The sequence below is a fragment of the Vibrio stylophorae genome (genome assembly GCF_921293875.1).
GTDB lineage: Bacteria > Pseudomonadota > Gammaproteobacteria > Enterobacterales > Vibrionaceae > Vibrio_A > Vibrio_A stylophorae.
The window spans coordinates 122,724-148,585 of sequence record NZ_CAKLDI010000002.1; the positions used below are offsets into that span (position 1 = coordinate 122,724).

Here is a 25,862-nt window from a genome sequence, read left to right on the forward strand (position 1 = left end):
TTATTTTTCATGACATTATTTGTGCCTTGGGGGCGCGTCACACTCCTTGTGTGAGGGGGTTGCCATTTTGTCTGTATCGACTATGAAAAAAGGGGAGCGAACTGTGCTGAGCTAAGGTAAACTTGGCCGCTATTCTTATATTGTTACAGCTTGTGGAGCTTACATTTTGCAATTTCGCGATTTAGACATCGACAACCGTTTATTAAAGCCGATTCATCACTTTGGATTTAATCGCACCACTGAGATTCAAACCAAAGCGATTCCGGTGGCAGCCGCGGGTCGTGATGTGATGGCCTCATCTAAAACGGGCTCAGGTAAAACGCTTGCTTATTTGTTGCCGGCGCTACACCGTCTAATTCGTTATAAGCCGCTCAGTCGTCAAGATGCTCGTATGGTAATTTTGACGCCGACACGCGAACTTGCAAAGCAAGTGTATGGCCAGCTCAAGCAACTTACCGCGTCACTGCGCTTTGAAAGCGTGCTGGTTGTGGGCGGTGAAAACTTTAACGACCAAGCGCGTTTATTTCAGCGTAACCCATCGATTATTGTGGGCACGCCGGGGCGTATTGCTGATCATCTAGAGCATCGCCACCTCTTTTTACAGGGCCTTGAACTACTGATTTTTGATGAAGCTGACCGCATGCTCGATATGGGCTTTGCCAAGCAGCTTCGCGCCATTAACAGCGCTGCTAATCACCGTAAACGTCAAACCATGATGTTTTCTGCCACCATGGACAGCGCCGAAGTTAATGAGTTAGCACATGAGTTTCTCAATGAGCCAGTGCGTATTGCCGTGGGTAGTGGTCATGAGCAGCACCAAGATATCGTGCAATCTTTTTACCTATGTGATCACTTGGATCATAAACAAGCGATTTTGCAGCGTTTGCTTGAGCAAGCGGATTATCGTCAGGTGATTATTTTTACGGCGACGCGTCAAGATACGGATCGTTTGGCCAAACTGCTCAATGAGTGGGGCCATAAAGCAGTTGGTTTGAGTGGTGAGCTAAGTCAAACCGCCCGTAACCAAATCATGAGTCAGTTTGAGCGCGTGGTTTACAAGATTTTGGTGACCACAGATATCGCATCGCGCGGTCTTGATCTTGAAAATGTCAGCCATGTGGTGAACTTCGATATGCCAAAACATGCCGAAGAGTATGTGCACCGTGTTGGTCGTACGGGTCGTGCGGGCGCCAAAGGCGAAGCCTTTTCTTTGGTGGGACCAAAAGATTGGTTCAGCTTTAAAGCGGTGGAAAGCTTTTTGCAACAAACCATCACATTTAGCGTATTGGATGGCTTGAAAGGTCGCTTTAAAGGATTGAAACCGAAAAGCAAAAAAGTCGTGAAAAAAGCAGCGCCCAAAGCGAATAAAGATGCCAATAAGCGCAGCACTAAGCCACAAGCGAAGAATTACGATAAACGCTTCTATCAAACGCAAGATGTGGGTGATATGCCCTTTATGGTGAAAAAGAAAACACCATTGGTTGATGATGAAGGTGAAGAGGCATAACCCTCTCGTTGATTGTGCTTAACGTGCATATCAATCAAATTCTATGCAAACAAAAAGGCGCATCATGCGCCTTTTCTATTTTGCCTGAGAGGCTCTGGCAATTTATTGCGCCATCTTTTCAACCAAAGGGCCAACCAGTGGCATACCGTTAGCCATCACAAGACTGTCGTGCACAAAGACAAAGCCACGATAGTGACCTGCAAGGCGAAACAGAGCGTGCCAAATTTCAGGATCATCTTGAAAATCTTGAGCGGTCACTAAGCCAACCACCATACGCGTTTGGCCAATCACCTTGGCTGCCGTTAAACGGCGCTCTTCTGGTTCATCCAAGCCTGCAACATAATTGACAAAGCTGGTGAGGTGCGGCGTCATCACGCTTTTTTCCATCACATTGAGCTGAATGATGGTCTGGCCTGAGCCAACTTTACTTAAATCAATCTGATAACTGTGTGCTGTTTGTGCATTCTCAGCAGGAATGAGCGTCACCTTGTCAAACACATGGGTGGGGTCGATTTGGTCGACGGGTAAATAGATTGCGGCATTGGCAGCCATGGGACTCTCCCTGTATCGGTACACCATGCAAAGGGCAGGTGCGAAGCTAAAAACTGCTCGATTATAGGGGGCAAAACGGGATGTGGTGCGAGCACTGTGCTTTGAAAGCGTGAGCTCGCACCAATTTAGGTCGAGGAAATTTAAGCTGGATCGGATTTTGATACTTTTTCTAGCAGCCAAACCGCGGCAATGCCAAAGAGCGCGGTCCCAATCGCTAGCAACCATTGCGAGTTGACTTGCATTGCTTGGCTATAGGTCGATGGCAAGACATTGAGCAGTACACCTTGGCTATCTGCCAATTTCCAAGGCCATAGTTTTGGCAAGGTTCCCGCCATGAGACCCGTCAGAAAACAAAGCGTTAAATTGCGATGCTTGCGCAGCAGCCAAGAAAGTAGATGCGAGAAGCTTAAAAGCCCAACTAAACAGCCCATGGCAAAGACCGCAATAATACCAAAATCAAAGGCTTTAACAGCGTTGATAACTGTCGCGTAAAGCCCCAGCAAAAGCAGAATAAAACTGCCTGAGATCCCCGGTAAAATCATCGCACAAATAGCAATGGCGCCACCGATGAAAAAGCTCAAGTTGTTTTCAGGCAGTTGCACTGGATGTAGCACGGTCATCGACCAAGCCAAGACAGCACCAATAACAAGGGCGATGATGCTGGTGGTATGCCAGGCTTTGACTTGTTTGAGAATATGCAAAATAGAGATCAAAATGAGGCCCGTAAAAAAGGACCACAATGGAATGGGGTGGTGCACTAACAAGTAACTAATCAAACGAGCAAAACTCAGGATACTGGTGAGAATGCCAAGACCTAGGGCCACCAAAAAATTGCCGTTGATATGTTGCCAAACAGCAACCAATCCATGCTGGCGAAAGAGCGGCCAAAGACGTGGATTAATACGACGAATACTCTCAAGGAGGGTGTCATAGATGCCAGTGATAAATGCAATGGTACCGCCTGAAACGCCCGGTACAACATCGGCAGCTCCCATGGCAATGCCTTTTAAGAAAGTAAAAATATATTGACGCATAGTCTGATTTGAATCGTAAAAGTGACCGACATTATACGCAGCTTACTGCAAAAAAAACGTGAAAAATCACGGCAGCGTGATCACAACGGATTGAAGGTGACTTGGCTCATATTGAGCCCGTGATCCATGTTAGTCAAAAGGTCAGAATGAGAGTTCGGTTTAAGAAAAAAAGTCATCATGTTGCGAGTGATCTCTAAACAGGTTACATCAATGGGGGTCACAAATGGATGGGAGCCGATTGATGACTCGCCAAATGTTCGTCTCTATCTTTGCCTTGCTGCTCATTGGCTGTAGTAGCGTGCCGACATCGACAAAAAGCAAAGATGAGTTGTTAGTGCAAGCCAAGGCGATGGCAAAAACCGAGCAAGTTGCTGTATTTGAAATTCCAAGCCGCGGCGCCATTGCCGATCAGTTGTCTTTAATGTTTGGCGATGATGTGAATGCAAAGGTATTGCGCTCGGTGATCAAGGATATGCCCATTTATGGCCAAAAAGCGATATTAGTGCAATGTGACAACCCAGACTTAGCGGTGTTGGTGATCGATGAGGCGATGGACAATTATCGCTTCTCAACGCCTGTGTGGTTTATCTTCGCCTCTAAACCACAATATGAGCATCGTGTCGCGGCCTCTGTGCTCGGCAGTGGCTTACATTACGGTTTTATTAATAACTAGCGTTTAGCACAATATCAATGAATGCATGCTATTCAATGCTCGCCATTCAATGACGTCGCATTTGTATTCTGAAAACGCGCAGTGAGAACAAGCGACGCAAGAAAAAGTGATACGCCCCTGATAATTCTTCCTTTCCTGCCATTTCGTTAGACAAATAGGGGGCGGGTTCTACCTTTAATGAAAGTGACTAATTTTAGGATGAATCATGTCATTAAAAGCAGGAACCATTGCGACCTATTTAGGTGAGCCTTCCCCCCTAGGTGCCACGGTTTGTAAGATGCACAACGAGCGTGGCGTGAACTTCAGTGTGTTTTCCAAAGATGCCACGCAAGTCGAGCTGATGCTCTTTCGTGACGCTGAATCTCCTGAGCCTTTTTTGACCCTTGATTTAGAGCCCATGGTGCATCGCCAAGGTCACTATTGGTTTATTTTTGTCGCGAATATTGGTCATGGTCAGCATTATGGCTATCGCGTTCGTGGGCCGCATAATCCTCGTCGCGGTCAGCTTTTTGATGCGCAAAAATTATTGGTGGACCCATACGCGCGCGCCATTGAACGGCCTAAGGGATATGATCGCGTCAGCGCCAGTATGCCGGGCTCGACCTTGGCCAATGGTATGAAATCTGTGGTGGTCGATGCCAACCGATTTGATTGGCAAGATGTACCGCCGCCACGTACCGCGCTTGCTAATACAGTGATCTATGAGCTGCATGTGCGTGGTTTTACCCAGCACCCTAATTCAAATGTCAAAGCGCCGCATCGCGGATGCTATTTAGGTCTGCTCGAAAAAATTCCCTATCTCAAATCATTGGGTATTACGGCGGTTGAGCTGATGCCGATTCAGCAGTTTGATCCCGATGATGCACCCCATGAAAAGCAAAATTACTGGGGTTACAGCCCGATCAATTTTTTCGCGCCGCACAATGATTATGCCAGTGACGGAACCGGTATTACGGCGGTGGAAGAGCTGAAAATGCTGATCCGCGAGCTGCATAAAGCGAAAATTGAGGTCTACCTCGATGTGGTCTTTAACCATACCTGTGAAGGGGACCATGCAGGGCCAACCCTGTGTTTTAAAGGGTTTCAGGCAGGCGCTTACTACATGATAAATAACAAAACGGGCGCTTTTTCTAATTTCAGTGGTTGCGGTAATACCTGCAATGCCAATTTCTCTATTATGCGGCGTATGATTATTGATGCGCTGCATTTTTGGGTTGAAGAGATGCATATCGATGGTTTTCGTTTTGATCTGGCCTCGGTATTGGCTCGCGATGGTAAAGGCAAACCGATGCAGGAGCCGCCACTGCTCTGGTCTATTGACTCAGATCCTGTGCTTTGCGGTACGAAAATTATTGCTGAGGCTTGGGATGCTGCGGGCTTGTATCAAGTGGGGTCATTTATTGGCGATCGCTGGAATGAGTGGAATGGGCGTTTTCGTGATGATGTGCGCCAATTTTGGCGTGGCGATCAAGATGCGGCCAAGCATTACGCGCCAAGGTTGATTGGCTCACCTGATATATATGCACAGCAGCGGCACTCACCGCAGCGCTCGATTAACTTTGTCGCAGCGCATGACGGTTTTACCTTGAACGATCTCGTCTGCTATGAGCAAAAACATAATTTGGCCAATGGTGAAAACAATCGCGATGGCGATAACCATAATTTATCGGCCAATTATGGCTTTGAAGGGCCAACCCAAGATGTGCGGATTAACAATATTCGCCTCAGACAAATTAAGAATATGTTGGCTACTGTGTTTTCATCCTTAGGTACGCCGATGTTGACCATGGGTGATGAAGTTCGGCGTACTCAAGGGGGCAATAACAATGCCTACTGCCAGGATAATGAGATCAGTTGGTTTGACTGGTCCTTGGTGGAAACTCAGGCCGATCTCTTTCGCTTTGTCAAAGGCTTGATTGCATTACGTCGCAGCCATCCGGTGGCTGATCAGCGTATTCATCGCTCGCTCAACGATGTGGTAGAAAAGCTCAATGTGGCTTGGCATGGCATTGAGCCCAATCGCCCAGATTGGGCTGCGCATTCACATGTTGTGGCGGTGTCGATGTTTTCACACCGATTGTATGAGTACATCTATTTTATTCACAACGCCTATTGGGACTCGCTCACCTTTACACTACCGCATTTCGATGGCTGTGATTGGCACCTTTTAATCAATACGGCCAATGCAAGTCCAGAGGATATTTATACGCTTGGGACCGCGCCTAAAGTGACGGAGCGGTCATTGCTCGTGACAGGCCGAAGCTTTGTTGCTTTGGTCAGCCGAAAACGATAAATTAACAAAATTTATCGTGTACAGAAAAAATATTTGTACAACTGATTCTGATTGCCTATAGTTTCACTGTACAAAAATTAATCTTGTACAACGAATGGAGGCAGATATGATTCCAGTAGGTATCAGTGCATGCGTACTAGGCCAAAAAGTTCGCTTTGATGGCGGCCATAAGCAAAGCCGTTTTGCAGTCGATGAGTTGACTCGACACTTTGATTTTGAGCCGATCTGTCCTGAGGTTGGCGTTGGAATGGGTGTGCCACGCCCCACCATTCGTTTGGTGAATTATGGTGATGAAATTCGTTTGCAAGGCAGCAAAGATCAGTCGCTGGACTTTACAGAGCAAATGAACGCATTTAGCGAACGCGCCATAGCGCGGCTTGCTCATCTATGTGGTTATATACTTTGTAGTAAGTCACCCACATGTGGTATGGAGCGCGTCCCGGTTTACAGTGAGTCGGGCAAAGGGCACGAAAAAGTGGGGGTCGGGTTATTCGCGCACAAGCTGCAACAAACGATGCCTTGGCTGCCCATTGAAGAAGATGGCAGACTGAACGATCCCGTCCTTCGTGAAAACTTTATCTCTCGCGTATACGCCCTTTACGATTTGAACCAAACCTTTGCCAATGGCATCACCGCTGCTGCGCTGTTTGAGTTTCATGCGCGCTATAAATTGATGCTTTTGGCCTGCGATCAGCAGGGGTATCGCGCCCTTGGCCGCATGGTGGCGCAATTTACGCTAGAAAATAGTGACCAATTTTTTCAAACATACCGCCAAGCCTTCATGGATTGTTTGGCCAAGCGCAGCTCGCGTAAAAATAACACCAATACCTTGATGCATATTCAAGGCTATTTTAAGCGCCAGCTTGATGCGCAGGAAAAAGAGGAGCTGGCCAATCTCATCATCTGTTATCGCAAAGGCGATATGCCGCTTTTAGTGCCGCTGACTTTGATTAATCACTACTTAAAAAAATATCCCAATGACTATTTGCAAAGTCAGGCTTATTTGCGCCCTTACCCTGAAACTTTGAGGCTGAGATATGGACTCTAATGCCCCCCTTTATGCCATTCGAGACGTGGCAAGCATGACCGGGGTTAATCCTGTGACCTTACGTGCTTGGCAGCGCCGCTATGGTCTGATTAATCCTCAGCGCAGTGGTAAAGGGCATCGCCTTTACAGCGAGCAGGATTTGCAAAATATTCGGCAAATCATGGCGCTGCTGGAGAAAGGGATTGCCATTCGTCATGTCAAAAGCTTGCTTGAGAAAAATCTTGATGGTGATGATCTTTTAGAGGGGGATTTAGCGCAGGCTAAAGGGATTTATGATGCTTTAGCGGCCAAAAATTTAGGCCGCGCAATGCAGCTTTTAAATGAGGCGATCAAAGAATATCCCATTCAAGTGGTTCATGAGCGCTTGTTTACTGTGCTTGAGCAGTGGCTGAATGAGCCGCCTTTGGCTGGCAGTGAAATTGTGAAATCACTTTGGCACCACTGTATTTATAATCGCGCGCAATTTTTGGTTCAGGCAAGTTTGCAACAGGGTAGCGAAAAGCTTTATTTGGTGTTGATGCAAGGAAGCTTGGCACATCTTGGTTGGTGGCATGCCTTGCTACTGAGTCAGCAAGGTTGGCAAGTTATCGTGTTGGAGGGGATGCGCGAGCAGCTGAACACATTAGACGTGTTACTTGAGCACAGCGAGGCGTTGGCAATTTATAGCGATGCCAAATTGACCGCAGTTCAGCTACATAAATTGCGACAGGTGGCACAGCATACCGGAAGCGATATTCGTTTTTATGGTCTGCATGCAGCGCAAAATCTTGCGTTGATGCATGAGGCGGTGTCATGAGTAATATCATTCACCTTGTCTGGCTGCGTGGGGATCTGCGCCTTGTTGATAATCAGGCGCTTAACCAAGCGCAAGCTGAGGCTGAAAAGTGTGGCGGGGTAATCCACCTGATATATCTAGCAACCCCAGCGCAGTGGCATCGACATGATATGGCTGCGATTCAAGCTGATCTTATTTATCGCCGGCTTGAACATCTCGCTTTGCAAGCGGCAGCATTGGGTATGCCTTTTCACTATTTTGAAGTATCGGATTATCGCGCGCAGGTCGCGCAGTTATTACGCTGGGCCAAGCAGCAATCGGTGCATGCCGTTTATGCTAATGTTCAGCACTGGCCCTATGAAAAACAGCGCGATGCTGCGGTGCGCCAGCAGCTACCAAACCATATTCAACAACACTGGTGTGATGATGTGACCTTGATTGCACCAGGTCAGGTACGCAATCAGCAAGGCGAGATGTTTCGCGTCTTTACTCCTTTTTATCATCAGTGGCGAAATAGATTGCGTGAGCTAAATTGCCAACCAACGCCGCTGCCAGCTGCGCAGGGGGGAGCGCTGTCTGTGACGTCAATCTCGCCCTTTATCATGCCTCGAAAAGACAGCTCAAATTGGCCAGTGAGCGATGAGGCGATTCATCAAGTGCTGACCCAATTTTGCCAAGCGCGTTTATCTCAATATGGACAGGACCGAGATTTCCCAGCACTAGAGGGCACCAGCACAATTTCACCCTATCTTGCCATTGGTGCGATTTCACCGCGCCAATGCTTAGCAGCCGCGCTGATGCAAACACCTGATCTATTTTATTTTGCGCCTAGCGGTGCTGAGCGCTGGTTGTCAGAGCTGGCTTGGCGTGAATTTTATTATCACCTGATGGCGGCTTGGCCAAAATTAGCCAAAGGTCGGCCTTTTAAGGCGCAAGGGGATGTGTATTGGCAAGTTTATGATGCGCAGCGCTTGCAAGCGTGGCAGCAGGGAATGACTGGTTATGTATTTGTCGATGCTGCGATGCGCGCGCTCAATGCCACAGGCTGGATGCACAATCGGCTGCGTATGATTTGTGCCAGTTTTTTGGTGAAAGATCTGCATATCGATTGGCGTTATGGCGAGCGCTATTTTATGCAGCAGTTGATCGATGGTGATTTAGCATCAAACAACGGCGGTTGGCAGTGGGCAGCATCCTGCGGCTGCGATGCGCAGCCCTATTTTCGAATTTTTAATCCCATCAGCCAGGCGAGAAAATTTGATCCAGCCGGGCAATTTATTCGCCAATGGTTGCCAGAGCTTGCGAAAGTGCCAGATAAGTTTTTGTTTGAACCGCATGCTTGGGCGCAAAAGCATGGCGTAATGCTTAATTACCCTACGCCCATTGTTGAACATCGCAAACAGCGAGAACTGGCCTTGGCGCGATTTGAAGCGGCTAAACAAGGTGTTGTAACAGGTAGCGGCGCTGCCAGCGAGGTGCTGCGATGATCCCACTTGATGATTTTATTGCCTGTTATCAAAGCTTGAATCGGAGCAATTTAGCGCAGTTAAAGCGGTTCTATGCCCCCAATGTTCGCTTTATTGATCCTGCCCACGAGATTCAAGGCTTAGCGCCGCTCATGCGTTATTTCGAGTCGATGTATGACAATGTCATTGATTGCCAGTTTGTGATTGCTGGGATTTACCATCAGCAGAGCGAGGCTATGAATGGCGAACAGGCGGAATCACAGGCGCAGCAATCTTATGTGTTGCGCTGGCAAATGCAGCTGCAACATCCCAAATTAAATAGGGGCCAATTGATCACAGTGGATGGCATGACTGAGCTTCGCTGGGCGCAGGAATTGGTGGTTTATCATCGAGATTATTTTGATTTAGGGGCCATGCTTTATGAGCATCTACCACTCATTGGCAAGGTGATTGGCGCAATCAAAAGGAGGCTGGGTCAATGATTCCGCAAACAGTGGTGATCACAGGCGCGACATCTGGCATCGGCCTTCAGCTGGCCAAAGATTATGCCGCGCAGGGCTGGCAGGTGGTTGCCTGTGGCCGCAATCAAACTAAGCTCGATGAGCTAGCGCAATCAGGGGGACGCGTCTTCACCTTGGCTTTTGATGTGACGGATCAACATGCGGTGCAGCAGGCGTTTGATCAGTTATTTGCGCAAGAGATTCGTCCTACCCTCTATATTTTTAATGCTGGGGATTGCGAATATATCGATGATGGTGCGCTGCAAAGCAGTTTAGTTGCTCGCGTCATGGCGGTGAATTTTATGGGCGTGGTGCACTGTTTTGAGGCGATTCAAACGCAGCTGACGCAGGGCGACCGCGTTGCTGTTGTTGCCTCAAGTGCCATGCTAACGCCGCTGCCACGTGCCCAAGCCTATGGCGCATCAAAAGCTGCGATCAGTTATTTTGCGCAAACCATGGCGCTTGATTGGGCTGCGCGCGGCATTCAAATCAGTGTGATTTACCCAGGCTTTGTGAAAACGCCGCTCACCGATAAAAACACCTTTTCAATGCCGATGCGAATTAGCGTTGAACAGGCATCGCAGACCATTCGTCGTGGGTTAGCGCTTGGCTATGGCACGATTTATTGTCCCTGGGGGTTTACCTTTATTTTACGCTGTATCCATCGGTTACCGATGCGTTGGCAGCAGGCATGCGTTCGTTGGTTAACAAGGAGTGACAAATGAAAATTGCCATCGTGGGAAGTGGTATTTCAGGTTTGACTTGCGGTTACTATCTTTCGCAAGAGCATGATGTGAGTTTGTTTGAAGCCAATGATTATCTTGGCGGACATACAGCCACCATAGATATCACGCAGCAGGGGCGCGATTACGCCATTGATACGGGTTTTATTGTGTATAACGATCGCACTTATCCCAATTTTATTCGGCTGCTTGATGAGATTGGTATCAAAGGGTTAGCCACAGAAATGAGCTTTAGTGTGCGACATGATGGCTCTGGTCTTGAATACAATGGACACACGCTGGCCACACTCTTTGCGCAAAAACGCAATTTACTGCGACCCAAATTCTATTATTTTCTATACGAAATTATGCGCTTTAATCGCTTAGCAAAGCGACATGCGAGTCAGCATGATACGCCGAATTCGCAGGCTGAAACGCTGCAAACACTGGGTGATTTTCTCGAATTTCATGGCTTTAGTGATTATTTTTGCCATCACTATATTTTGCCTATGGGTGCCGCGATTTGGTCATCTTCCATGGCTGATATGCGTGATTTCCCGCTGCATTTTTTTACTCGTTTTTTCCTCAATCATGGCTTGCTTGATATTGCGAACAGGCCGCAATGGTACGTGATCCCCGGCGGTTCAAAAAACTATATTCCTAAATTAGTGGCACCATTTGTTGATCGCATTTTTCTCTCGACACCCGTGCAAAAGGTGTCTCGTCACCAGCATGGCGTCACCTTGCATCTTGCGCAGCAAACCATGGATTTTGATGCGGTGATTTTTGCTTGTCATAGCGATCAAGCGCTCGCGCTTCTTGATACACCAACGGATGCTGAGCAGCGGATTTTGGCCGCTATGCCTTATCGTCAAAACCAAGTGGTGCTTCATACCGATACCAGTGTGCTACCCAAACGAAAAGCGGCTTGGGCGGCTTGGAATTATCGCATTGGCAGCGAAGCGGATGCGATGCAAACCTTGCCGACGGTGAGTTACAACATGAATATTTTGCAGCGTTTATTACCCGCGCATGGGCAAACTTTTTGTGTGACGCTTAATCCGCAAGTGGCGATAGATGCCGATCAAGTGATTGGCGAGTTCACCTATGCCCATCCCGTATTTAATCAAAGTTCATTGTTAGCGGCGCATTCTCGCAGTGAGATCAATGGACATCATCGAACCTGGTTTTGCGGCGCCTATTGGTACAACGGTTTTCATGAAGATGGGGTGCGTAGTGCATTAGATGTGATTGAAGGTATCGCAAAGGTCGCGGCAATACGAGGCGCAGCCTAATGGCCGTCGAGGCAATGAAAAGTCGTCTGCTGGTGGGGCAAGTTCGCCATCGGCGATTTGCGCCGGTGCAGCATCGTTTGTCCACGGGTCTATTTATGATGGCGATTGATCCCAAAGAGCTAAAGCAGTTAAGCCAAGAGGTGCGCTTTTTCGGTCAGCGTTGGTGGCATCCTGCACGCTTTAAGCGAGGTGATTATATTGGCCAGCAAGGTGATATCACGCAAGCCGTGTTTGCGAAAATCGGCGAGATCACCGGGGATGAGATAGCGAAAGGCCGGGTGATGATGGTCTGTCATCTTCGCTATTGGGGGCTTTATTTTAGCCCGGTGAACTTCTATTACGTCTACGACCAGGAGGAACACTGGCAATATCTGGTTGCAGAGGTCAGCAATACACCCTGGTTACAACGTCACTACTATGTGCTCAAGGTTGATCCGAATCAGCCGGGTTATTGGCAGCATGAAAAAGCGTTTCATGTCTCCCCCTTCAATCCCATTGAGCAAACCTATGATTGGCAGGTTAGGCCGCTTGATGAGCGATTACTCATTCAACTCTCAGTGAGAGACGCAAACAAAATATTTGATGCCACCTTGGCACTCAAGGCACAACCCTTTGACTCGCGACATCTTGGCCGTTTATTGCTCAAAACGCCTTGGTTAACGCTCAAAGTGCTCATGGGGATCTACATTCATGCATGGCGGCTGTGGCGAAAAGGGGCGACGTACTACCCCAATCCTCACGCCGATCAATAACAACAAAAAGTGGAGAAGGTTATGTTGGAGCTTACCTCTCAAGTCAGCGAGATAAAGTTAACCCGTGCTCAAGGATGGGCAAAGCGGGTCGTGCATGGGTTGCTTAAACAATTAAAGGGTGGCCAGTTGGTGCTGGTTGAGCAATTTGGCGAGCGCTATCACTTTGGTGAGCAAGGCCAATTTGCTGAAATTCATATTCATCATCCTGATTTTTATACGCAGCTTGTGAAAGGGGGTTCGATTGCCGCCGGCGAAATCTATATCGACGGTTTATGGGATAGCCCAGATCTAACCGCAGTCGTGCAATTGATTGCTGAGAATATGGCGATGCTCGATAGGCTGGAGCGAAAAGTGGGTTGGTTGACGCAAGTGGCGCGCCGCGTCGGCCATCTGTTGCGGCGCAATAGTAAAACGACGGCCAAAGCCAATATCGCCGCCCACTATGATTTAAGTAACGCCCTATATCAGACTTTTTTAGATGAGCAGATGCTCTATTCCGCGGGCATCTACCACTCGCCTGAAGATAGTTTGTTTGACGCGCAGCAACAAAAAATGGCGCGATTATGTGAGCAGCTTGAGCTTAAAGCTTCGGACCATGTACTTGAAATAGGGACTGGCTGGGGGGCCATGGCGATCTACATGGCCAAGCATTATGGTTGCCACGTGACCACCACAACGATTTCTCAAGAGCAATATTTATATGCCAAAGCGCAGGTAGAGGCGCAGGGCCTAAGCGAACGGATCACCTTGCTGATGCAAGATTATCGCGACTTAACGGGTCTATATGACAAAATTGTCTCCATTGAAATGATTGAAGCCGTGGGTCAGCAATATTTGCCGACTTACTTTCAAGCCTGCCAGTCCTTGCTGAAACCTAAAGGGCGATTTGCCATGCAAGCGATCACCATTGCCGATCAGCGTGCCAAGCAATATCAGCAAGGGGTCGATTTTATTCAGCAATATATTTTCCCCGGTGGATTTTTGCCTTCGATCTCTCAATTGTTGGGCATTTCGACCCAGCAAACGGACTTTGCACTGCGCGATTTACAAGATATAGGTCAGGATTACGCGCTAACCTTAAAGAGTTGGCATCAAGCATTTCGCGCCAACCAAGAGCAGGTGCTCAGCCTTGGCTTTGATCACCAATTCATTCGTTTGTGGCAGTTTTATTTGAGCTATTGCGAAGGTGGTTTTTTAGCAAGGAGCATCAGTACCGTACAACTGACGTGGACACGTCTGCCCTAGGGCGAGGAGGTCAGGATGAAATACCTAGTCTATTCACTATGGTTCCAGTTGGTTTGGTTAGTGGCCGTGTTGGGACAACAAACACTATTGCCTTGGCTATTGGCACTACTTTTTGTCAACGCTGTGATTATCCACCGTTATTTCTCTTTTCCTATCTGGTTGCCCTTAGTGATTGCCATGCTTGGGGTGGTGCTTGATATTCTTAATCGTGGTCTTGGTGTCTTTGAATTTAGCACCCCGCGTTTTCCGCTTTGGCTTGTTTGTTTGTGGGTCGCCTTTGGTGCTTATCTGCTGGTGATGACTCCCGTGCTCAAACAGCTTGGTCTTTTTGCTGTTGCCGTCATTGGTGCACTTGCTGGGGCAATCAGCTATTGGGCTGGATTTAAGTTGGGTGTGGTGACATGGCCGCGTGGTGAAAACGCAACGGTGATCATTTTGGCCATTGAGTGGGGCATTATGCTCCCTGTGTTACATCATCTTGCCGTGAGAATGCTCAAGCGTGCGGGAGGAAAACATGCACTTTCCACGGAATAAAGGGGGCGTCGTTTTGGGATTGGCATTGCTGATGCTCTGGATGCCAATTCCAGAAGCCATGGCTAAAGAAAGTAAGGCCATAGCCATAGAAACTAAAGTCAACGCCAATGAAAGTGATGCGCTCACCCCTGCAATGCATGTGTGGCAAGACTGGCCTGTGGTGGGTGAAGCGCGTCTGACTTGGGGCATTTGGACCATTTATGATGCGACTTTGCGTGCACCGCGAGGAACCGTGATATCGCAAACGCCCTTTAAGGTGCATCAGCCTATGGCGCTGCAAATCATATATAAGCGCAATATTGCCAGTGATGATTTTGTCGAGGCTACGGTGGCGCAATGGCAAAAACAGCAAGTCTCTGCGTTTAACATTGCGCAGTGGCAACCGCAGCTCGGTAAGCTGTTCCCATCGGTGCGAAAAGGTGAGCAGCTGATTTATCTGTTTGATGGTGAGCAAGGACAGCTTTGGTATCAAACAAAGCAGGGGATTTTTTTACGCGGTACGGTCACCGATCCTGCATTTACTAACGCTTTTTTAGGCATATGGCTTGCCCCCAACTCGCAATATCCAACATTGCGATTGCAGCTGTTAGGTGAGGCGCGTTCATGAGAGATGCTTTACGAATATGGGCGATGGCCCTGATGCTCCTTTTGATGAGCGGTTGCAGCGCAGATATTGAGGAGTACGAAACAACCCATCCATCCTTTGATCTTTTTGAATACTTTCAAGGTGAAGTTCACGCTTGGGGCATGGTGCAAGATTACCGTTATCAACAAACACGCCGCTTTGAGGTGGTGATCCTCGGTTATGTTGACGACGGGGTTTTAGTCCTTGAGGAAGACTTTGTATTTGATGATGGTGACATTGACCGACGCGTTTGGCGCATAGAACAGATTGACGCGCATCAATACCAAGGAGAGGCGGACGATATTTTAGGCATGGCTACGGGTGTGAGCTACGGTAATGCACTGCAATGGCAGTACAGTATGAATATTGAAGTCGATGACAGCAGCTATGAAATTCACTTTGATGATTGGCTCTATCGCCAAGATGAGCGTCACCTATTTAATTTAACCAAGATGACCAAATTTGGGGTCGAGGTGGGGCGAATTACCCTGTTTTTCCAAAAAATTGAATAACCTGATAGATGGAGGTGCCTATGGAGCATAAAGCGATGCGTTACGAAGCCTTAATCCAGCAGCGAGAGGCCGCATATCAATCCGGTGACTATGAACAGGCACAATACTACGAGCGGCAACTTGCACAAATGCAAGGGCGACGCTCTCTCCAGCATCAACACACTTATGAGCCTGAAGGGCGAGCCGATTGGTTTGATGAAGGCTAATTCAAGATTCAGCTTTCTATTTGAATGCGCATGGGTACAATGCCCTGCGCATTTTTTGTTGAGGAAGAGAGTATGGCAAACACAGCCGCGGCATTGCACATTTTGGTCAAGCATAAAGAGCAAGCAGAAGACATCATCAAGCAACTGAAAAAAGGTGCAAAATTTCAAGCGCTCGCGAAAAAATACTCAACTTGTCCATCAGGCAAACGAGGGGGGGATTTAGGTGAATTTCGCCGTGGTCAAATGGTGCCCCAATTTGACAAAGTTTGCTTTTCTGGTGAGCTATTGACGCCACACTTAGTGAAAACAAAATTTGGTTGGCATGTTGTATATGTGCTTTATCGTACCTAGTCAGACACGCTTTAGTTGAATTTGAAACGCCGCACCTGCGGCGTTTATTGTTTGTCTAGCGTCAAATTAATTGCATTTTGCCTGTTATGCCTAATAAATCGCTGCATTTCGATAAGAAAATTTACATTTTGAATGGTTTTTACCGAGTGTAAGCAATTGTAATTCTGCGACCAATAAACCTCTTTGTGCAATCTGTTGCACCCGTTTAAATCTCATGAAATGACATCTCTCGTTTTTCCCTTATCGCCAACAGGGTTTTGACCGAATCTTGATAGCAATTTTCCTTTGGTCTGTTTTGATGAAATAAATATGACAAAAAGATGACAGCGTCATTTTTCTTGAGCTGCAACACTGAAGTTGTGGAAAGGGAACACTATCAAAAGAGGATTTTGTGATGAACAAAACGCTACTTGCCACCCTGATTGCCAGCGTGGCTCTGGTTGGATGTAACTCAGATTCAAGTGATGACTCGACAACCGTCACCAAAACGGGGCACATCGATGGTTATGCTGCCAATTTGCAGAAAATTCAGTTAGATGGCGGCCTATATTCGATGCCCGCAAATGTCGCAAGCTTTGATGGCAATAGTGTCCGTATTGCTCAGCTACGCAATGTTGATGTCACCATGACCGCCACTGATGGCACGGTGACCCAGTTGGAGCTTGATCCGGAAGTTGCTGGCATGTTGACGGTTAATCATGCTGAACCCGCGGTTTATTCTGTCAATGGCATTGTTCTCGCGAAATTTGAAGAGGGCTTTGTGACTAACTTGGCTGCATTGGTTGGCCAATATGTACTTGTCTTTGGCTGGGAAGATCAAAATGATCAACTGCATGTCACAGAGGTTGCTGCTGCGCCAAATGGTACAAAGGCAGAAGTGGAAGGCAAGGTGCATGCCTATGATCCGAATACAGGTATTTTGCAATTGGATATTGTGGGTTCGACAACAGAACCAACGACGCCAACCGAACCTACGCCTCCCACGGAACCAACGGTGCCAGCAGAGCCAACCCAACCCGCGGCCGTGTTAGCGGATGAGACGGCGCCAGAACCAACACCGGATCCTGAGCCAAATCCAAATCCAAATCCAGAAGCAAGCCCTACACTCGTGACCTTTGTTGTCGATTCAGACACTGAATTTGATGATGGCACTGAGGCTGATCTAGTCGAAGGTGCGCTCCTTGAAGTCGAGTTTGTGTTTACTGGTGATATTGCATCTGAGCAGACGGCTCTTGAAATTGACTTTGAAGCGGAAGATGAGCTGAGCGATGAGCTTGAAGGGATTGTCACGGCATATACGCCAGGTGAAACACTTGAGCTTAATAATCAACATCTTGTTGATATTGCTGAGGCGCAATTTGATAAGCTAGCCGATCAGTGGCTTAAAGTTGGCATGCGTGTTGAAGTGGAGCTTACCGATGACTCGACGTTAGATAATTTGGTTGCCGAAGAAGTGGAAGTGGAAACCGCATCGACAGAAGGACGCGTTGATGCTTTGACGCCAAATGTGAGTGTTGAAGTGCAAGGGGTGACTTTTGATCTATCAAGCGTTGAAACTGTCCATAAAGATATTGAGTGCGCCGTGGGTGATTGGGCTGAAATCGAAATTTTGGCCTTGTCATCTGAAACGCCACAAGCGACGGATGATGCATCCGTTCATTATGCTGTATCTATTGAATGTCAGCCGATTGCCGACCTTGATTTAGACAATGGATTATATGAAATGGAGCTTGAAGGTACCGTGGCGGCTGGGGCACTGTGGGGCTACAGCTGGGAAGGCCTTGATCAATACGATGGTGCTTGGTTTGAATTTGAGTGCCAAGTCGATCCAAGTGATATCAGCACCCTTGCGCAATGCAAAATCGACGATTAATCTATCGAAGATTAAACCCCTGATTAGGCCGCTCATTGAGCGGCTTTTTTAGTCTGAGAGGGGCGCGATCCTTCTGTATATCCAAGCATATCAACACCCTATTTACCTTGCATTTACCATATGGCGCTGGTATATCAATTTGAGTTCATCCCATTCAAGGAGTGATTATGTTATTGCGCCGTTATTTTGTGCTGCTACTCAGTGGATTGATGTTTTTTTCATCATCGCTTTGGGCGGCCGTAAATCAAGAAAAAATCGTGGTGTTTGCAGCATCATCGATGACCTACCCACTGAATCGATTAGCCAAGATCTATAATGCAGAGCATGGCACCAATGTGGTGGTCTCCTTAGGAAGCTCATCAACCATGGCAAGACAAATTGAGCGCGGCGCACCGGCTGATATTTTTATCAGCGCCAATCAAATGTGGATGGATCATCTACTGAAAGCCAAATCATTCAAAGATGCCAAACCTGTGGTGGTGGCGCAAAATGAGCTGGTGCTGATCACCCAAATGGACCGTGTGATGAAACCATTTTTGATTAACGATCAAACGGCGCTGGCCAAGGTCATTGGCCAAGGGCGCTTGGTTATGGGTGACCCTTCACATGTGCCGCAAGGGCAATATGCGAAAACCCTGCTGGAATCTCTTGGTCTGTGGCAGCAAGTACAATCGAAAATTGTGCCAGCAGCCAATGCAAGAAATGCGCTGATGATGGTTGAACGTGGTCAAGCGGCATTTGGTGTGGCTTATTTTAGTGATGCCGCTAGCAGCGATAAAGTGAAAGTGATTGGTCGTTTTCCTCCGGCGAAGCAACCACAAATCGACTATCAAATGATTGCGCTTAATCAGCGCCCGGATGTGCTCGCCTTTTATCAATTTTTGCTCAGTGACAAAGCCAAGCCTGTTTGGATGCGTTTTGGCTTTAAAATGGAAGACTAGTGTTAACTGCAATTGAATATGATGCCCTGCGACTAAGTTTGCAGGTGGCCTTGGTCGCGGTATTGGCTAGTTTACCTTTAGGTATCTTTTTGGCTTGGCTTTTAGCGCGCTTTCAGTTCTGGGGTAAAAACCTGCTTGATGGCGTGATCCATCTGCCCTTGGTGCTGCCGCCGGTGGTGGTGGGCTATTTGCTCCTCATTGGTATGGGTCAGCAGGGTGTGGTTGGCCAGTGGCTGTGGCAACATTTGGGCTTGAGCTTTAGCTTTAACTGGCAGGGCGCAGCGCTGGCTTCGGCTGTGGTCTCACTACCCTTGATGGTGCGCGCCATGCGCCAAGCCTTTGAGCAAGTTGATAGCCGCTTTGAGCAAGCGGCAAAAACGCTGGGCGCCAGTCCGTTGCGGGTCTTTTTTACCATCACATTGCCATTGATGATGCCTGGTTTAATTGCTGGCATTGTTCTTGCCTTTGCGCGCAGTTTGGGGGAGTTTGGCGCAACCATTACTTTTGTTGCCAATATTCCGCAGCAAACGCAAACATTGCCATTAGCGATTTATCAATACATTCAAACCCCAGGTGGCGAACAAGCTGCAGCGAGGCTGTGTATTATTTCCATTGCGCTGTCACTCTCTTCCCTATGGTTAGCGACTTGGCTAACATCTCGTAATCATCGCAAAATGGAGCGCAGTCACTAATGCTTCATATCCAAGTGAAAAAGCAGCAGGGCGCCTGTCTAATTGATGTCGATTTAACTTTGCCAAGCCAAGGGGTTACAGCCCTTTTTGGACGCTCCGGCGCAGGAAAAACATCGCTACTTGAGCTGATTGCAGGATTGAAACGACCGGATCAAGGCACTATGTCGATTGATGATGTGCTGCTGTGTGACAGCCAAAAGCGGCATTATTTGCCAGTGCAACATCGTCAAATTGGTTATGTCTTTCAAGATGCGCGGCTTTTCCCGCATATGACGGTGGCAAAAAACATCGCTTATGGTGCAAAAGCCACAGCGCAAGAGGTGGCGATGATCAATCGGTTGTTGGGCATTGAGACATTACAGGCGCGATATCCAGCATCGCTTTCTGGTGGTGAGCAGCAGCGCGTTGCCATTGCTCGGGCATTGGTCACTAAACCTAAGTTACTCTTGCTTGATGAGCCGCTGGCTTCTTTAGACGAGCCACGAAAACAGGAATTGTTGCCCTATTTAGAAACCCTAGCGAACGGTCTATCCATTCCGATTATTTTTGTGAGTCATGATTTGCGTGAAGTGCTTCATCTTGCGTCGCAGATGGTGGTGCTTGATGCCGGTCAGGTGATTGCTCATGGCTCGCTTCAGGATGTGTGGTCAAGTTCAGCGATGCAGCCATGGTTTAACTCTCAAAGTCATAGCACTGTGATTGAAGCAAGCGCATTGGGTCATAACAAAGCCTATGATATGACTGCATTAAACCTTGGTGATAATCATTACCTATGGGTGAAGGGGGGCGGTTTTCAGCAGGGCGAGCTGGTGCGGGTGTTACTCAAAAGCCGTGATATTTCTGTGGTGCGAGAAAAGCCAGCACAAAGTTCGATTCGCAATATTTTACCGGTAACCGTGCAAGCGATGACGCCCTATGAAGGGGAGATGCTACTCACGCTTAGCTGTGGCCCGAGTACGCTCTACGCGCAAGTGACACGCTGGGCCTGTGATGATTTGGCATTAAAAACGGGTGATGCTTTATTTGCTCAGATCAAAGCCGTGTCGTTATCAGCTGAAGCATTTCGTCATGTTGAACATTAGTCGCGCCGATTACCCTAACCAAATGAGAATGGATATCAATAACATCTAGTGTTATGCTCCTTGTATCAAACAAGGAGTGTTTATGTTGATTCCCATTCAGCGCTGGCGTGCATCACTATTATTAGGCACATTATTTGGTTTGTTGTTAGCCATACTGGCCTTTATTGGCATCTTTTTGGCAAGCGCTGCACTGCTCTTTTGGGGGTTAAATTGTGCATAACAAACCCATAAAAAAACGCCCATCTGGGCGTTTTTTTATGGGCGTAAAAGCCAAAGGATTTAATAGGTAAATCACACGTTCATTGGCGTGAATACAAACGCGAGTCTCTAAAAATAAGCGAAAAATTAAAGCGAATGAACAAATGCCAATAGCTTTTTTCGATCTCTTTCAGAGAGCTGCATAAAATAGGCGCGTGAGGCTTGGGCTTCGCCGCCATGCCATAAAATGGCCTCTTCAATGGTTCGCGCGCGGCCGTCATGCAAAAATCCTGCTGCAGGGTTGACCAATTTTGTGCGGCCAATACCCCAGAGCGGACTGGTACGCCATTCTTGGCCACTGGCATCAAAGGCGCGGCGACCATCGGCAAGTCCTTCGCCCATGTCATGAAGCAATAAATCGCTAAATGGATAGATGGTTCGATAACTGAGCTCGGCAATGGGATGCTTTCCTGTGGTAAAGCTTGGAGTATGGCAACCGCTGCAATTAGCAGCGGCAAAAAGCTGCGCCCCTTGCTCAATGTCTAACTGCTGCGCTTTGCGTTGTGGCAGTTTGCGGGCGGGTACCGCAAGTGTTTGCGCGTAAAAGACTAAGCTTTGATCAATCGTTTCCGTAGACTCAATTCCCTTATTTTGCATGGCGGCAAACTGTGGATTGTTGGCCACAAGCTTTTGGTAGAGGGCGGTATCTGCAATAGACTCTTGGCCAAATAAAGTGTTGGTGACGCCCATATCTCCGCGCAGTGCGCCCAAGCTTTGCTGGGCAACACTTGGTGTCGTGGCTTTCCAGCCAAAGCGACCCAGTGAAACTGGGGGCTCGCTTTCACAGTTTTGAGCGGTTTGACAATCAAGATATTTTTGCTGATCAAACACCCAATTGGCGCGTCCCGTAATGCCATGATTTCGACGCGGATCTGAATTGACTTGCGCCAGAATGGCCGATTCCGGGATCGCTTCAAGCAGACCCAAACCAAAAATAGGCAGGCCGATACGTGGGCTTAATTTGACGTTATCGGCAAATAGCGCGCTTTGACGCTGGGGTGTGTGCGGGTCAAATTGATCGCTGTCATCAGGCGCATCATGCGGGTTATCTACTTCAAAAATTGGTTTTCGTAAGGTGACTCGATGGCCATCGGCATAGCTGACCGTCACACTTTCAAAGCGCATCCAAACATCAGCTAAACCGCTTTGTCTGGCAGTAAAATCGGGTTGATGAAAGCGGTTGGTTCGCGGCTCTCGAATGCCTTGCCCGCCTTCAATGCTGCCGCGCTGAAAGAGTTGTGTGCCAAAGTTTGCCACAGGTGTCGGGCTGCCCCAGAGATTGCTTTCATTACGTGGCACGAGGCCATGCTCTCCTTGGAAACTGTTCTCATGCTCTACGCTGATCCGCAAAAATACACCCGCATCACTGAGTTTTATTTGCCCAAGATCGTCTCGCAGCCTTGGTAGTGCTGAGCGACCATCTTTGGGGTGGCAGCTTTCGCAGTTGTTGTCGTTAAACACCGGACCAAGGCCGGATGCTAAAGCGTTTGGATGTGAGCGCAGGGCAAAATTGGTCTCAAAAAACGTATCGCCCGCTAGATGTTGTGACAGTGCTTGAGCTGAAAGTGCTGCATCAGGCTCAGAAAAGGCGTTACTTGAGGTATTGCTGGAGGTGTTACTACCGCGCCCGCCGAGGTGCTCTATGAGTGCAAAGGGGACTTTGGGCAATTGATCCCACTGAATGTGCGTAACACGCTTGGTAATGAGCTCAGCAATTTCATTTTGCTGATGGCATTGCTGGCAACTATCGCCACTGGCGCTATATACCGTATGACTCACGAGGCTGCAGAGCAATAGACCGCCATATCGTAAGAATCGTTGGGTCTTGAGTTTTACTTCCATGGTGTTTTTTTAAAGTGTCGATTGACGAAAGGATGAAATAAAGAGAGGGTCCAAGGGACCCTCAATGCGCTTATTGCAGTAGTGGTAACACTTGCTCAGTTAATGTTTGACTGAGCGCATCCAATTTGGCCTCGGCGGCGCGAATTTTTTTGCGGCCAGAGTTGGTGAGGATCTGTGATTTAAAGGCAAACTCAATATCGTCTTGCTCAATTAACAGAGCAAGCTGCTTGGTATCACCATTGGCACGGTGGATAGCGCCAGAGCCACTGAGATATTGGCTATAGCTAATTGCCACAATAGCATTGATAGCTTCATCAATCTCTTTGCTGACTTGATCGGCTAAGGCTTGATCTTTACTTGCAATGTAATGGTATAAGCCATTGCCTTGGGTGTTTTTTTCAAGCAGTAGATTCTCACCAAGCCAAACTTGCTTCACACCAACGATGTTATAGAAAAAGTCTTGTGTTGAGCCCCAGCTGTATGGCGATTCGACAGCCGAAGGCACCGCAGTGGCAATGGAGTCGCCCAGTGGGTCAATCAGTTTGGCTGTACCCACTTCATCAACAATGGTGATCATGCCGTTGACCAACTCTTCAATCACGGCATCTTCATTGGCGTAAAGACCAGCTTGGTATTGCGTCATTTGCTGACGATAAGCGAGCCCTTGCTCAAAGCTTTGCTGCCAGCTGTTTTGAAGCTCTGCACTGGTGTTCACCATGCGTTGAACCAGTAATACGAGATAATGGGCTTGTTGATCGCTGATATTTTTTGCGCGCTGGTTGTTGTTTTCACCAAAAAGAAGGTATTCAACGCTGTGAAAACCGACCACATCATCATTGAGGCTGGCAGAGAACTGATCGAGTTGCGCACTGTTTTTGAGTTGATTGGCAATATTGATGGTGAGCTGAAGTTGCTCCGTATCTAGGGGCCAGCTATCGAGCGCTGGATCAATGCCAAGGCTGACCACGGGGCCAAATAGATGCGCTTCGGCAATCTCAAATCCAATGCGGGCTTTGCGCCAAGATTGCTGCGCAGCTTTTAAATTGGCTGGGCTGCGGTCCTTGGCGAGCGCTTGGACATCTGCAAGAAGTGCCAGCAATTGATCATCCATAAATTGATAGTTGGCGACAATAATGTCATCAACGACATGATTGACCATGGCTGATTTTTGTTGATTGGTAAATTGTGAGCTTGTTGAATGCTGCGCGCAGCCTGTCATGGTTAAGGCTGTGAGCGCAGTGATAAGAAGGCGTTTCATAATCATTCCTTTGTTGTTTTTTGTGAATGATATTGATAGTGATTATCGATTGCAACAATAAATTAACGTGTTGTCATTTATCTGCTATGCAGTGCAGGCCACAATGGGTTGTTGAACAAGGTGCAATGCAACAGATAAAACAGTCGATAAATCATATAGTTCTGGGTGCAATATAATAATGGCTTCTTCCGCCATCTGGTCGATGACATGATTAGGCAGTAGTAGAGGCAGTTGGCTTTGCGCCATTTCATCGAGTTGAATGATCACCCTTGGCATGGGGAGGGCCGAGATAATCACGCGTGCGTCATGTTGTGGGTGATCGATCACCACACTTAAGCTGGAGCGATTTAAACTGACCGTAAATGATTGACTGTAGCTTAATTGATTAAGCTCTCGCGCGACTTCATCAAGACCATAGTGACAATCGATATTGCCATGGTCGACCTCGATCAAAGTTTGTAGGATTGCGGTGGTTTTTGGATATTGGCGCAAGCTGCAATGGGTAAAATTTGTCATCTAAGGATCCTCGTTGTTGTGGTTAAATTTTGTCCACAAGCAAGGCATCCGACAAGTCTAAGGATTCAAAACTTGTATCACGATAACAAAAGTTACCCGCGACTTTTTTAATTTTCGAAGCAGATCATCTTTATTTCATGCATCAGCACGCGATCATACTTGTCGGTTGTTTTGTGCCCAAATGCCAATGGCAATAAACCAAAGACAAATAACGGCCAAGAAACCTGAAGGGGGGGGGCGGCGAAGCACCTGAGCCAACCAAGGTGAGGCATGAATAATCAACATGGCATAACCAAAGGCATTGAGCAGCACAAATACTGCTGTGCGCACGATAAAGTGGGCCGTTTTGACTAGCCCGCGTACGGCGCGGTTAATGTGTACACCCACCATAATCAGGGTACAAGTGACCAAGGCGGTCGCGATTTCAAATAGATGCGGGTAGCACCAACGGGCAATGGGTAAGAGAAACTGATCCATCATCATCTCAGTTGTAGAAAAACGAGCGCATAGCTTGCCACTGATTGTGTCACTAGTTAAGGATTTCACACTTTTGCATCCCATCACTTGGGTCTTCATCGCAAGCTGATATGCTGATTTTTTTAGGTGGAGCCAATCAATGTCAAAGACAGTATTAATTACAGGGGCAAATCGTGGCATTGGCTTAGCCTTAGCAAAGGCCTATGCCGCCCAAGGTGCACAAGTGATCGGAGTATGTCGCAGTTGCGATCCAGCGCTGCGCGCGGTTGCCACGCAAGTGATCAGTGGCATCGATGTCACGCAAGCTGAAGACGTACGCTGCGTGGTTTCTGCGCTGGATGAGCAGCGTATCGATGTGCTGATTAACAATGCGGGCTGTTGGGGTGATGAAACATTGGGCGATATTCATTACGATGAAATGCTCGATCTATTTGCCATTAACACCCTCGCACCGCTGCGTGTGACAGAAGCCCTGCTCAACCATTTGACGCGTGGTAGTAAGGTGGTGAACATCACCAGTCGAATGGGATCGATTGAAGATAATAGTTCTGGTGGCCGCTATGGCTATCGCGCCTCAAAAGCGGCACTTAATGCCATTGGTAAGTCCTTGGCTATTGACTTAGCACCGCGTGGTATCGCTGTGGCGCAAATTCATCCTGGATTTGTGAAAACCCGAATGGTCGATTTTGATGGGTTGATTGAGCCAGAAGAGTCAGCGCAAGGGATTATCGCACGCATCGAGGCGCTTGATTTGGCGCAAAGTGGCGGATTTTGGCACGCCAATGGCGAGTCACTGCCTTGGTAAAATTCAGTGCGAGAAGCGGGCCAATGGC

The 25,862-nt window shown here is 47.9% G+C and carries 28 protein-coding genes; 22 read left to right on the forward strand and 6 right to left on the reverse strand.

Going from position 1 to position 25,862, the window contains the following annotated elements:
* Window positions 1-166: 166 nt before the first annotated feature.
* The gene (locus L9P36_RS14070) at window positions 167-1,507 is read left to right on the forward strand and encodes a DEAD/DEAH box helicase (protein WP_237468051.1); all 1,341 of its coding nucleotides are present in this window, start codon (window positions 167-169) and stop codon (window positions 1,505-1,507) included.
* Window positions 1,508-1,609: 102 nt separating this feature from the next.
* Here the strand turns inward: L9P36_RS14070 and L9P36_RS14075 are convergent, their stop codons facing one another.
* Both L9P36_RS14075 and L9P36_RS14080 read right to left on the reverse strand, forming a co-directional pair.
* Window positions 1,610-2,059 (reverse strand): hypothetical protein, encoded by a 450-nt coding sequence (locus L9P36_RS14075; RefSeq protein ID WP_237468052.1) that lies wholly within the window; start codon window positions 2,057-2,059, stop codon window positions 1,610-1,612.
* A 140-nt stretch (window positions 2,060-2,199) separates the two neighbouring features.
* A complete protein-coding gene (locus tag L9P36_RS14080) occupies window positions 2,200-3,093 on the reverse strand; it encodes a polyprenyl-phosphate transporter (RefSeq protein WP_237468054.1) in 894 nt (297 codons plus the stop codon).
* Between the two features lie 241 nt (window positions 3,094-3,334).
* Between L9P36_RS14080 and L9P36_RS14085 the strand changes: the two genes are divergently transcribed.
* The 20 genes from L9P36_RS14085 (at window position 3,335) to L9P36_RS14180 (ending at window position 20,898) form a co-directional block, all read left to right on the forward strand.
* Complete coding sequence (locus tag L9P36_RS14085) at window positions 3,335-3,766, forward strand: hypothetical protein (protein ID WP_237468055.1); 432 nt, start codon at window positions 3,335-3,337, stop codon at window positions 3,764-3,766.
* A gap of 205 nt (window positions 3,767-3,971) precedes the next feature.
* Entirely contained in the window at window positions 3,972-6,059 is a 2,088-nt protein-coding gene (gene glgX / locus L9P36_RS14090) for a glycogen debranching protein GlgX (RefSeq protein WP_237468057.1), read from the forward strand.
* A 106-nt stretch (window positions 6,060-6,165) separates the two neighbouring features.
* On the forward strand, window positions 6,166-7,107 hold the full coding sequence (locus tag L9P36_RS14095; RefSeq protein ID WP_237468059.1) for a YbgA family protein: 942 nt from the start codon (window positions 6,166-6,168) through the stop codon (window positions 7,105-7,107).
* On the forward strand, window positions 7,097-7,903 hold the full coding sequence (locus L9P36_RS14100) for a MerR family transcriptional regulator (RefSeq protein ID WP_237468061.1): 807 nt from the start codon (window positions 7,097-7,099) through the stop codon (window positions 7,901-7,903). The genes L9P36_RS14095 and L9P36_RS14100 overlap by 11 nt, the downstream gene beginning before the upstream one ends.
* On the forward strand, window positions 7,900-9,369 hold the full coding sequence (phrB, locus tag L9P36_RS14105) for a deoxyribodipyrimidine photo-lyase (protein WP_237468063.1): 1,470 nt from the start codon (window positions 7,900-7,902) through the stop codon (window positions 9,367-9,369). The genes L9P36_RS14100 and phrB overlap by 4 nt, the downstream gene beginning before the upstream one ends.
* The gene (locus L9P36_RS14110) at window positions 9,366-9,830 is read left to right on the forward strand and encodes a nuclear transport factor 2 family protein (protein WP_237468064.1); all 465 of its coding nucleotides are present in this window, start codon (window positions 9,366-9,368) and stop codon (window positions 9,828-9,830) included. Before phrB ends, L9P36_RS14110 begins: the two co-directional genes overlap by 4 nt.
* Window positions 9,827-10,573, forward strand: coding sequence for an SDR family NAD(P)-dependent oxidoreductase (locus L9P36_RS14115; RefSeq protein WP_237468065.1), 747 nt, complete (start codon window positions 9,827-9,829; stop codon window positions 10,571-10,573). The genes L9P36_RS14110 and L9P36_RS14115 overlap by 4 nt, the downstream gene beginning before the upstream one ends.
* A complete protein-coding gene (locus L9P36_RS14120) occupies window positions 10,570-11,865 on the forward strand; it encodes an NAD(P)/FAD-dependent oxidoreductase (protein WP_237468066.1) in 1,296 nt (431 codons plus the stop codon). Before L9P36_RS14115 ends, L9P36_RS14120 begins: the two co-directional genes overlap by 4 nt.
* A complete protein-coding gene (locus L9P36_RS14125; RefSeq protein WP_237468067.1) occupies window positions 11,865-12,617 on the forward strand; it encodes a DUF1365 domain-containing protein in 753 nt (250 codons plus the stop codon). Before L9P36_RS14120 ends, L9P36_RS14125 begins: the two co-directional genes overlap by 1 nt.
* Window positions 12,618-12,638: 21 nt before the next feature.
* The gene (locus L9P36_RS14130; RefSeq protein ID WP_237468068.1) at window positions 12,639-13,862 is read left to right on the forward strand and encodes an SAM-dependent methyltransferase; all 1,224 of its coding nucleotides are present in this window, start codon (window positions 12,639-12,641) and stop codon (window positions 13,860-13,862) included.
* Between the two features lie 15 nt (window positions 13,863-13,877).
* Window positions 13,878-14,396, forward strand: a complete 519-nt coding sequence (locus L9P36_RS14135) for a DUF2878 domain-containing protein (RefSeq protein ID WP_237468070.1) — start codon at window positions 13,878-13,880, stop codon at window positions 14,394-14,396.
* Complete coding sequence (locus L9P36_RS14140) at window positions 14,377-15,003, forward strand: chalcone isomerase family protein (RefSeq protein ID WP_237468071.1); 627 nt, start codon at window positions 14,377-14,379, stop codon at window positions 15,001-15,003. The genes L9P36_RS14135 and L9P36_RS14140 overlap by 20 nt, the downstream gene beginning before the upstream one ends.
* Window positions 15,004-15,026: 23 nt before the next feature.
* Entirely contained in the window at window positions 15,027-15,533 is a 507-nt protein-coding gene (locus L9P36_RS14145; RefSeq protein WP_237468072.1) for a DUF3833 domain-containing protein, read from the forward strand.
* 20 nt (window positions 15,534-15,553) lie between these two features.
* Complete coding sequence (locus L9P36_RS14150) at window positions 15,554-15,739, forward strand: hypothetical protein (protein ID WP_237468073.1); 186 nt, start codon at window positions 15,554-15,556, stop codon at window positions 15,737-15,739.
* 72 nt (window positions 15,740-15,811) lie between these two features.
* Entirely contained in the window at window positions 15,812-16,090 is a 279-nt protein-coding gene (ppiC, locus tag L9P36_RS14155; protein ID WP_237468075.1) for a peptidylprolyl isomerase PpiC, read from the forward strand.
* Between the two features lie 394 nt (window positions 16,091-16,484).
* Window positions 16,485-17,963 (forward strand): DUF5666 domain-containing protein, encoded by a 1,479-nt coding sequence (locus L9P36_RS14160; protein ID WP_237468077.1) that lies wholly within the window; start codon window positions 16,485-16,487, stop codon window positions 17,961-17,963.
* Between the two features lie 167 nt (window positions 17,964-18,130).
* Window positions 18,131-18,904 carry a molybdate ABC transporter substrate-binding protein gene (modA, locus tag L9P36_RS14165; RefSeq protein WP_237468085.1) on the forward strand — a complete coding sequence of 258 codons (774 nt, stop codon included), beginning with the start codon at window positions 18,131-18,133 and terminating at the stop codon, window positions 18,902-18,904.
* Window positions 18,904-19,596 carry a molybdate ABC transporter permease subunit gene (gene modB / locus L9P36_RS14170; RefSeq protein ID WP_237468086.1) on the forward strand — a complete coding sequence of 231 codons (693 nt, stop codon included), beginning with the start codon at window positions 18,904-18,906 and terminating at the stop codon, window positions 19,594-19,596. The genes modA and modB overlap by 1 nt, the downstream gene beginning before the upstream one ends.
* Window positions 19,596-20,678, forward strand: coding sequence for a molybdenum ABC transporter ATP-binding protein ModC (gene modC / locus L9P36_RS14175; RefSeq protein ID WP_237468088.1), 1,083 nt, complete (start codon window positions 19,596-19,598; stop codon window positions 20,676-20,678). Before modB ends, modC begins: the two co-directional genes overlap by 1 nt.
* An 82-nt stretch (window positions 20,679-20,760) precedes the next feature.
* Complete coding sequence (locus L9P36_RS14180) at window positions 20,761-20,898, forward strand: hypothetical protein (protein ID WP_237468090.1); 138 nt, start codon at window positions 20,761-20,763, stop codon at window positions 20,896-20,898.
* 125 nt (window positions 20,899-21,023) lie between these two features.
* On the opposite strand, the gene L9P36_RS14185 is transcribed toward L9P36_RS14180, so the two are convergent.
* From L9P36_RS14185 to L9P36_RS14200, 4 genes are all read right to left on the reverse strand, one after another.
* A complete protein-coding gene (locus L9P36_RS14185; protein WP_237468092.1) occupies window positions 21,024-22,778 on the reverse strand; it encodes a di-heme oxidoredictase family protein in 1,755 nt (584 codons plus the stop codon).
* Window positions 22,779-22,848: 70 nt separating this feature from the next.
* Window positions 22,849-24,036: an imelysin family protein gene (locus tag L9P36_RS14190; RefSeq protein WP_237468094.1), complete on the reverse strand. Its 1,188-nt coding sequence runs from the start codon at window positions 24,034-24,036 to the stop codon at window positions 22,849-22,851.
* An 84-nt stretch (window positions 24,037-24,120) separates the two neighbouring features.
* A complete protein-coding gene (locus L9P36_RS14195; protein WP_237468096.1) occupies window positions 24,121-24,552 on the reverse strand; it encodes a hypothetical protein in 432 nt (143 codons plus the stop codon).
* Window positions 24,553-24,705: 153 nt separating this feature from the next.
* Window positions 24,706-25,029, reverse strand: a complete 324-nt coding sequence (locus L9P36_RS14200) for a DUF3392 family protein (RefSeq protein ID WP_237468098.1) — start codon at window positions 25,027-25,029, stop codon at window positions 24,706-24,708.
* A 139-nt stretch (window positions 25,030-25,168) separates the two neighbouring features.
* Between L9P36_RS14200 and L9P36_RS14205 the strand changes: the two genes are divergently transcribed.
* Window positions 25,169-25,834 carry an SDR family oxidoreductase gene (locus L9P36_RS14205; protein WP_237468100.1) on the forward strand — a complete coding sequence of 222 codons (666 nt, stop codon included), beginning with the start codon at window positions 25,169-25,171 and terminating at the stop codon, window positions 25,832-25,834.
* Window positions 25,835-25,862 lie beyond the last annotated feature (28 nt).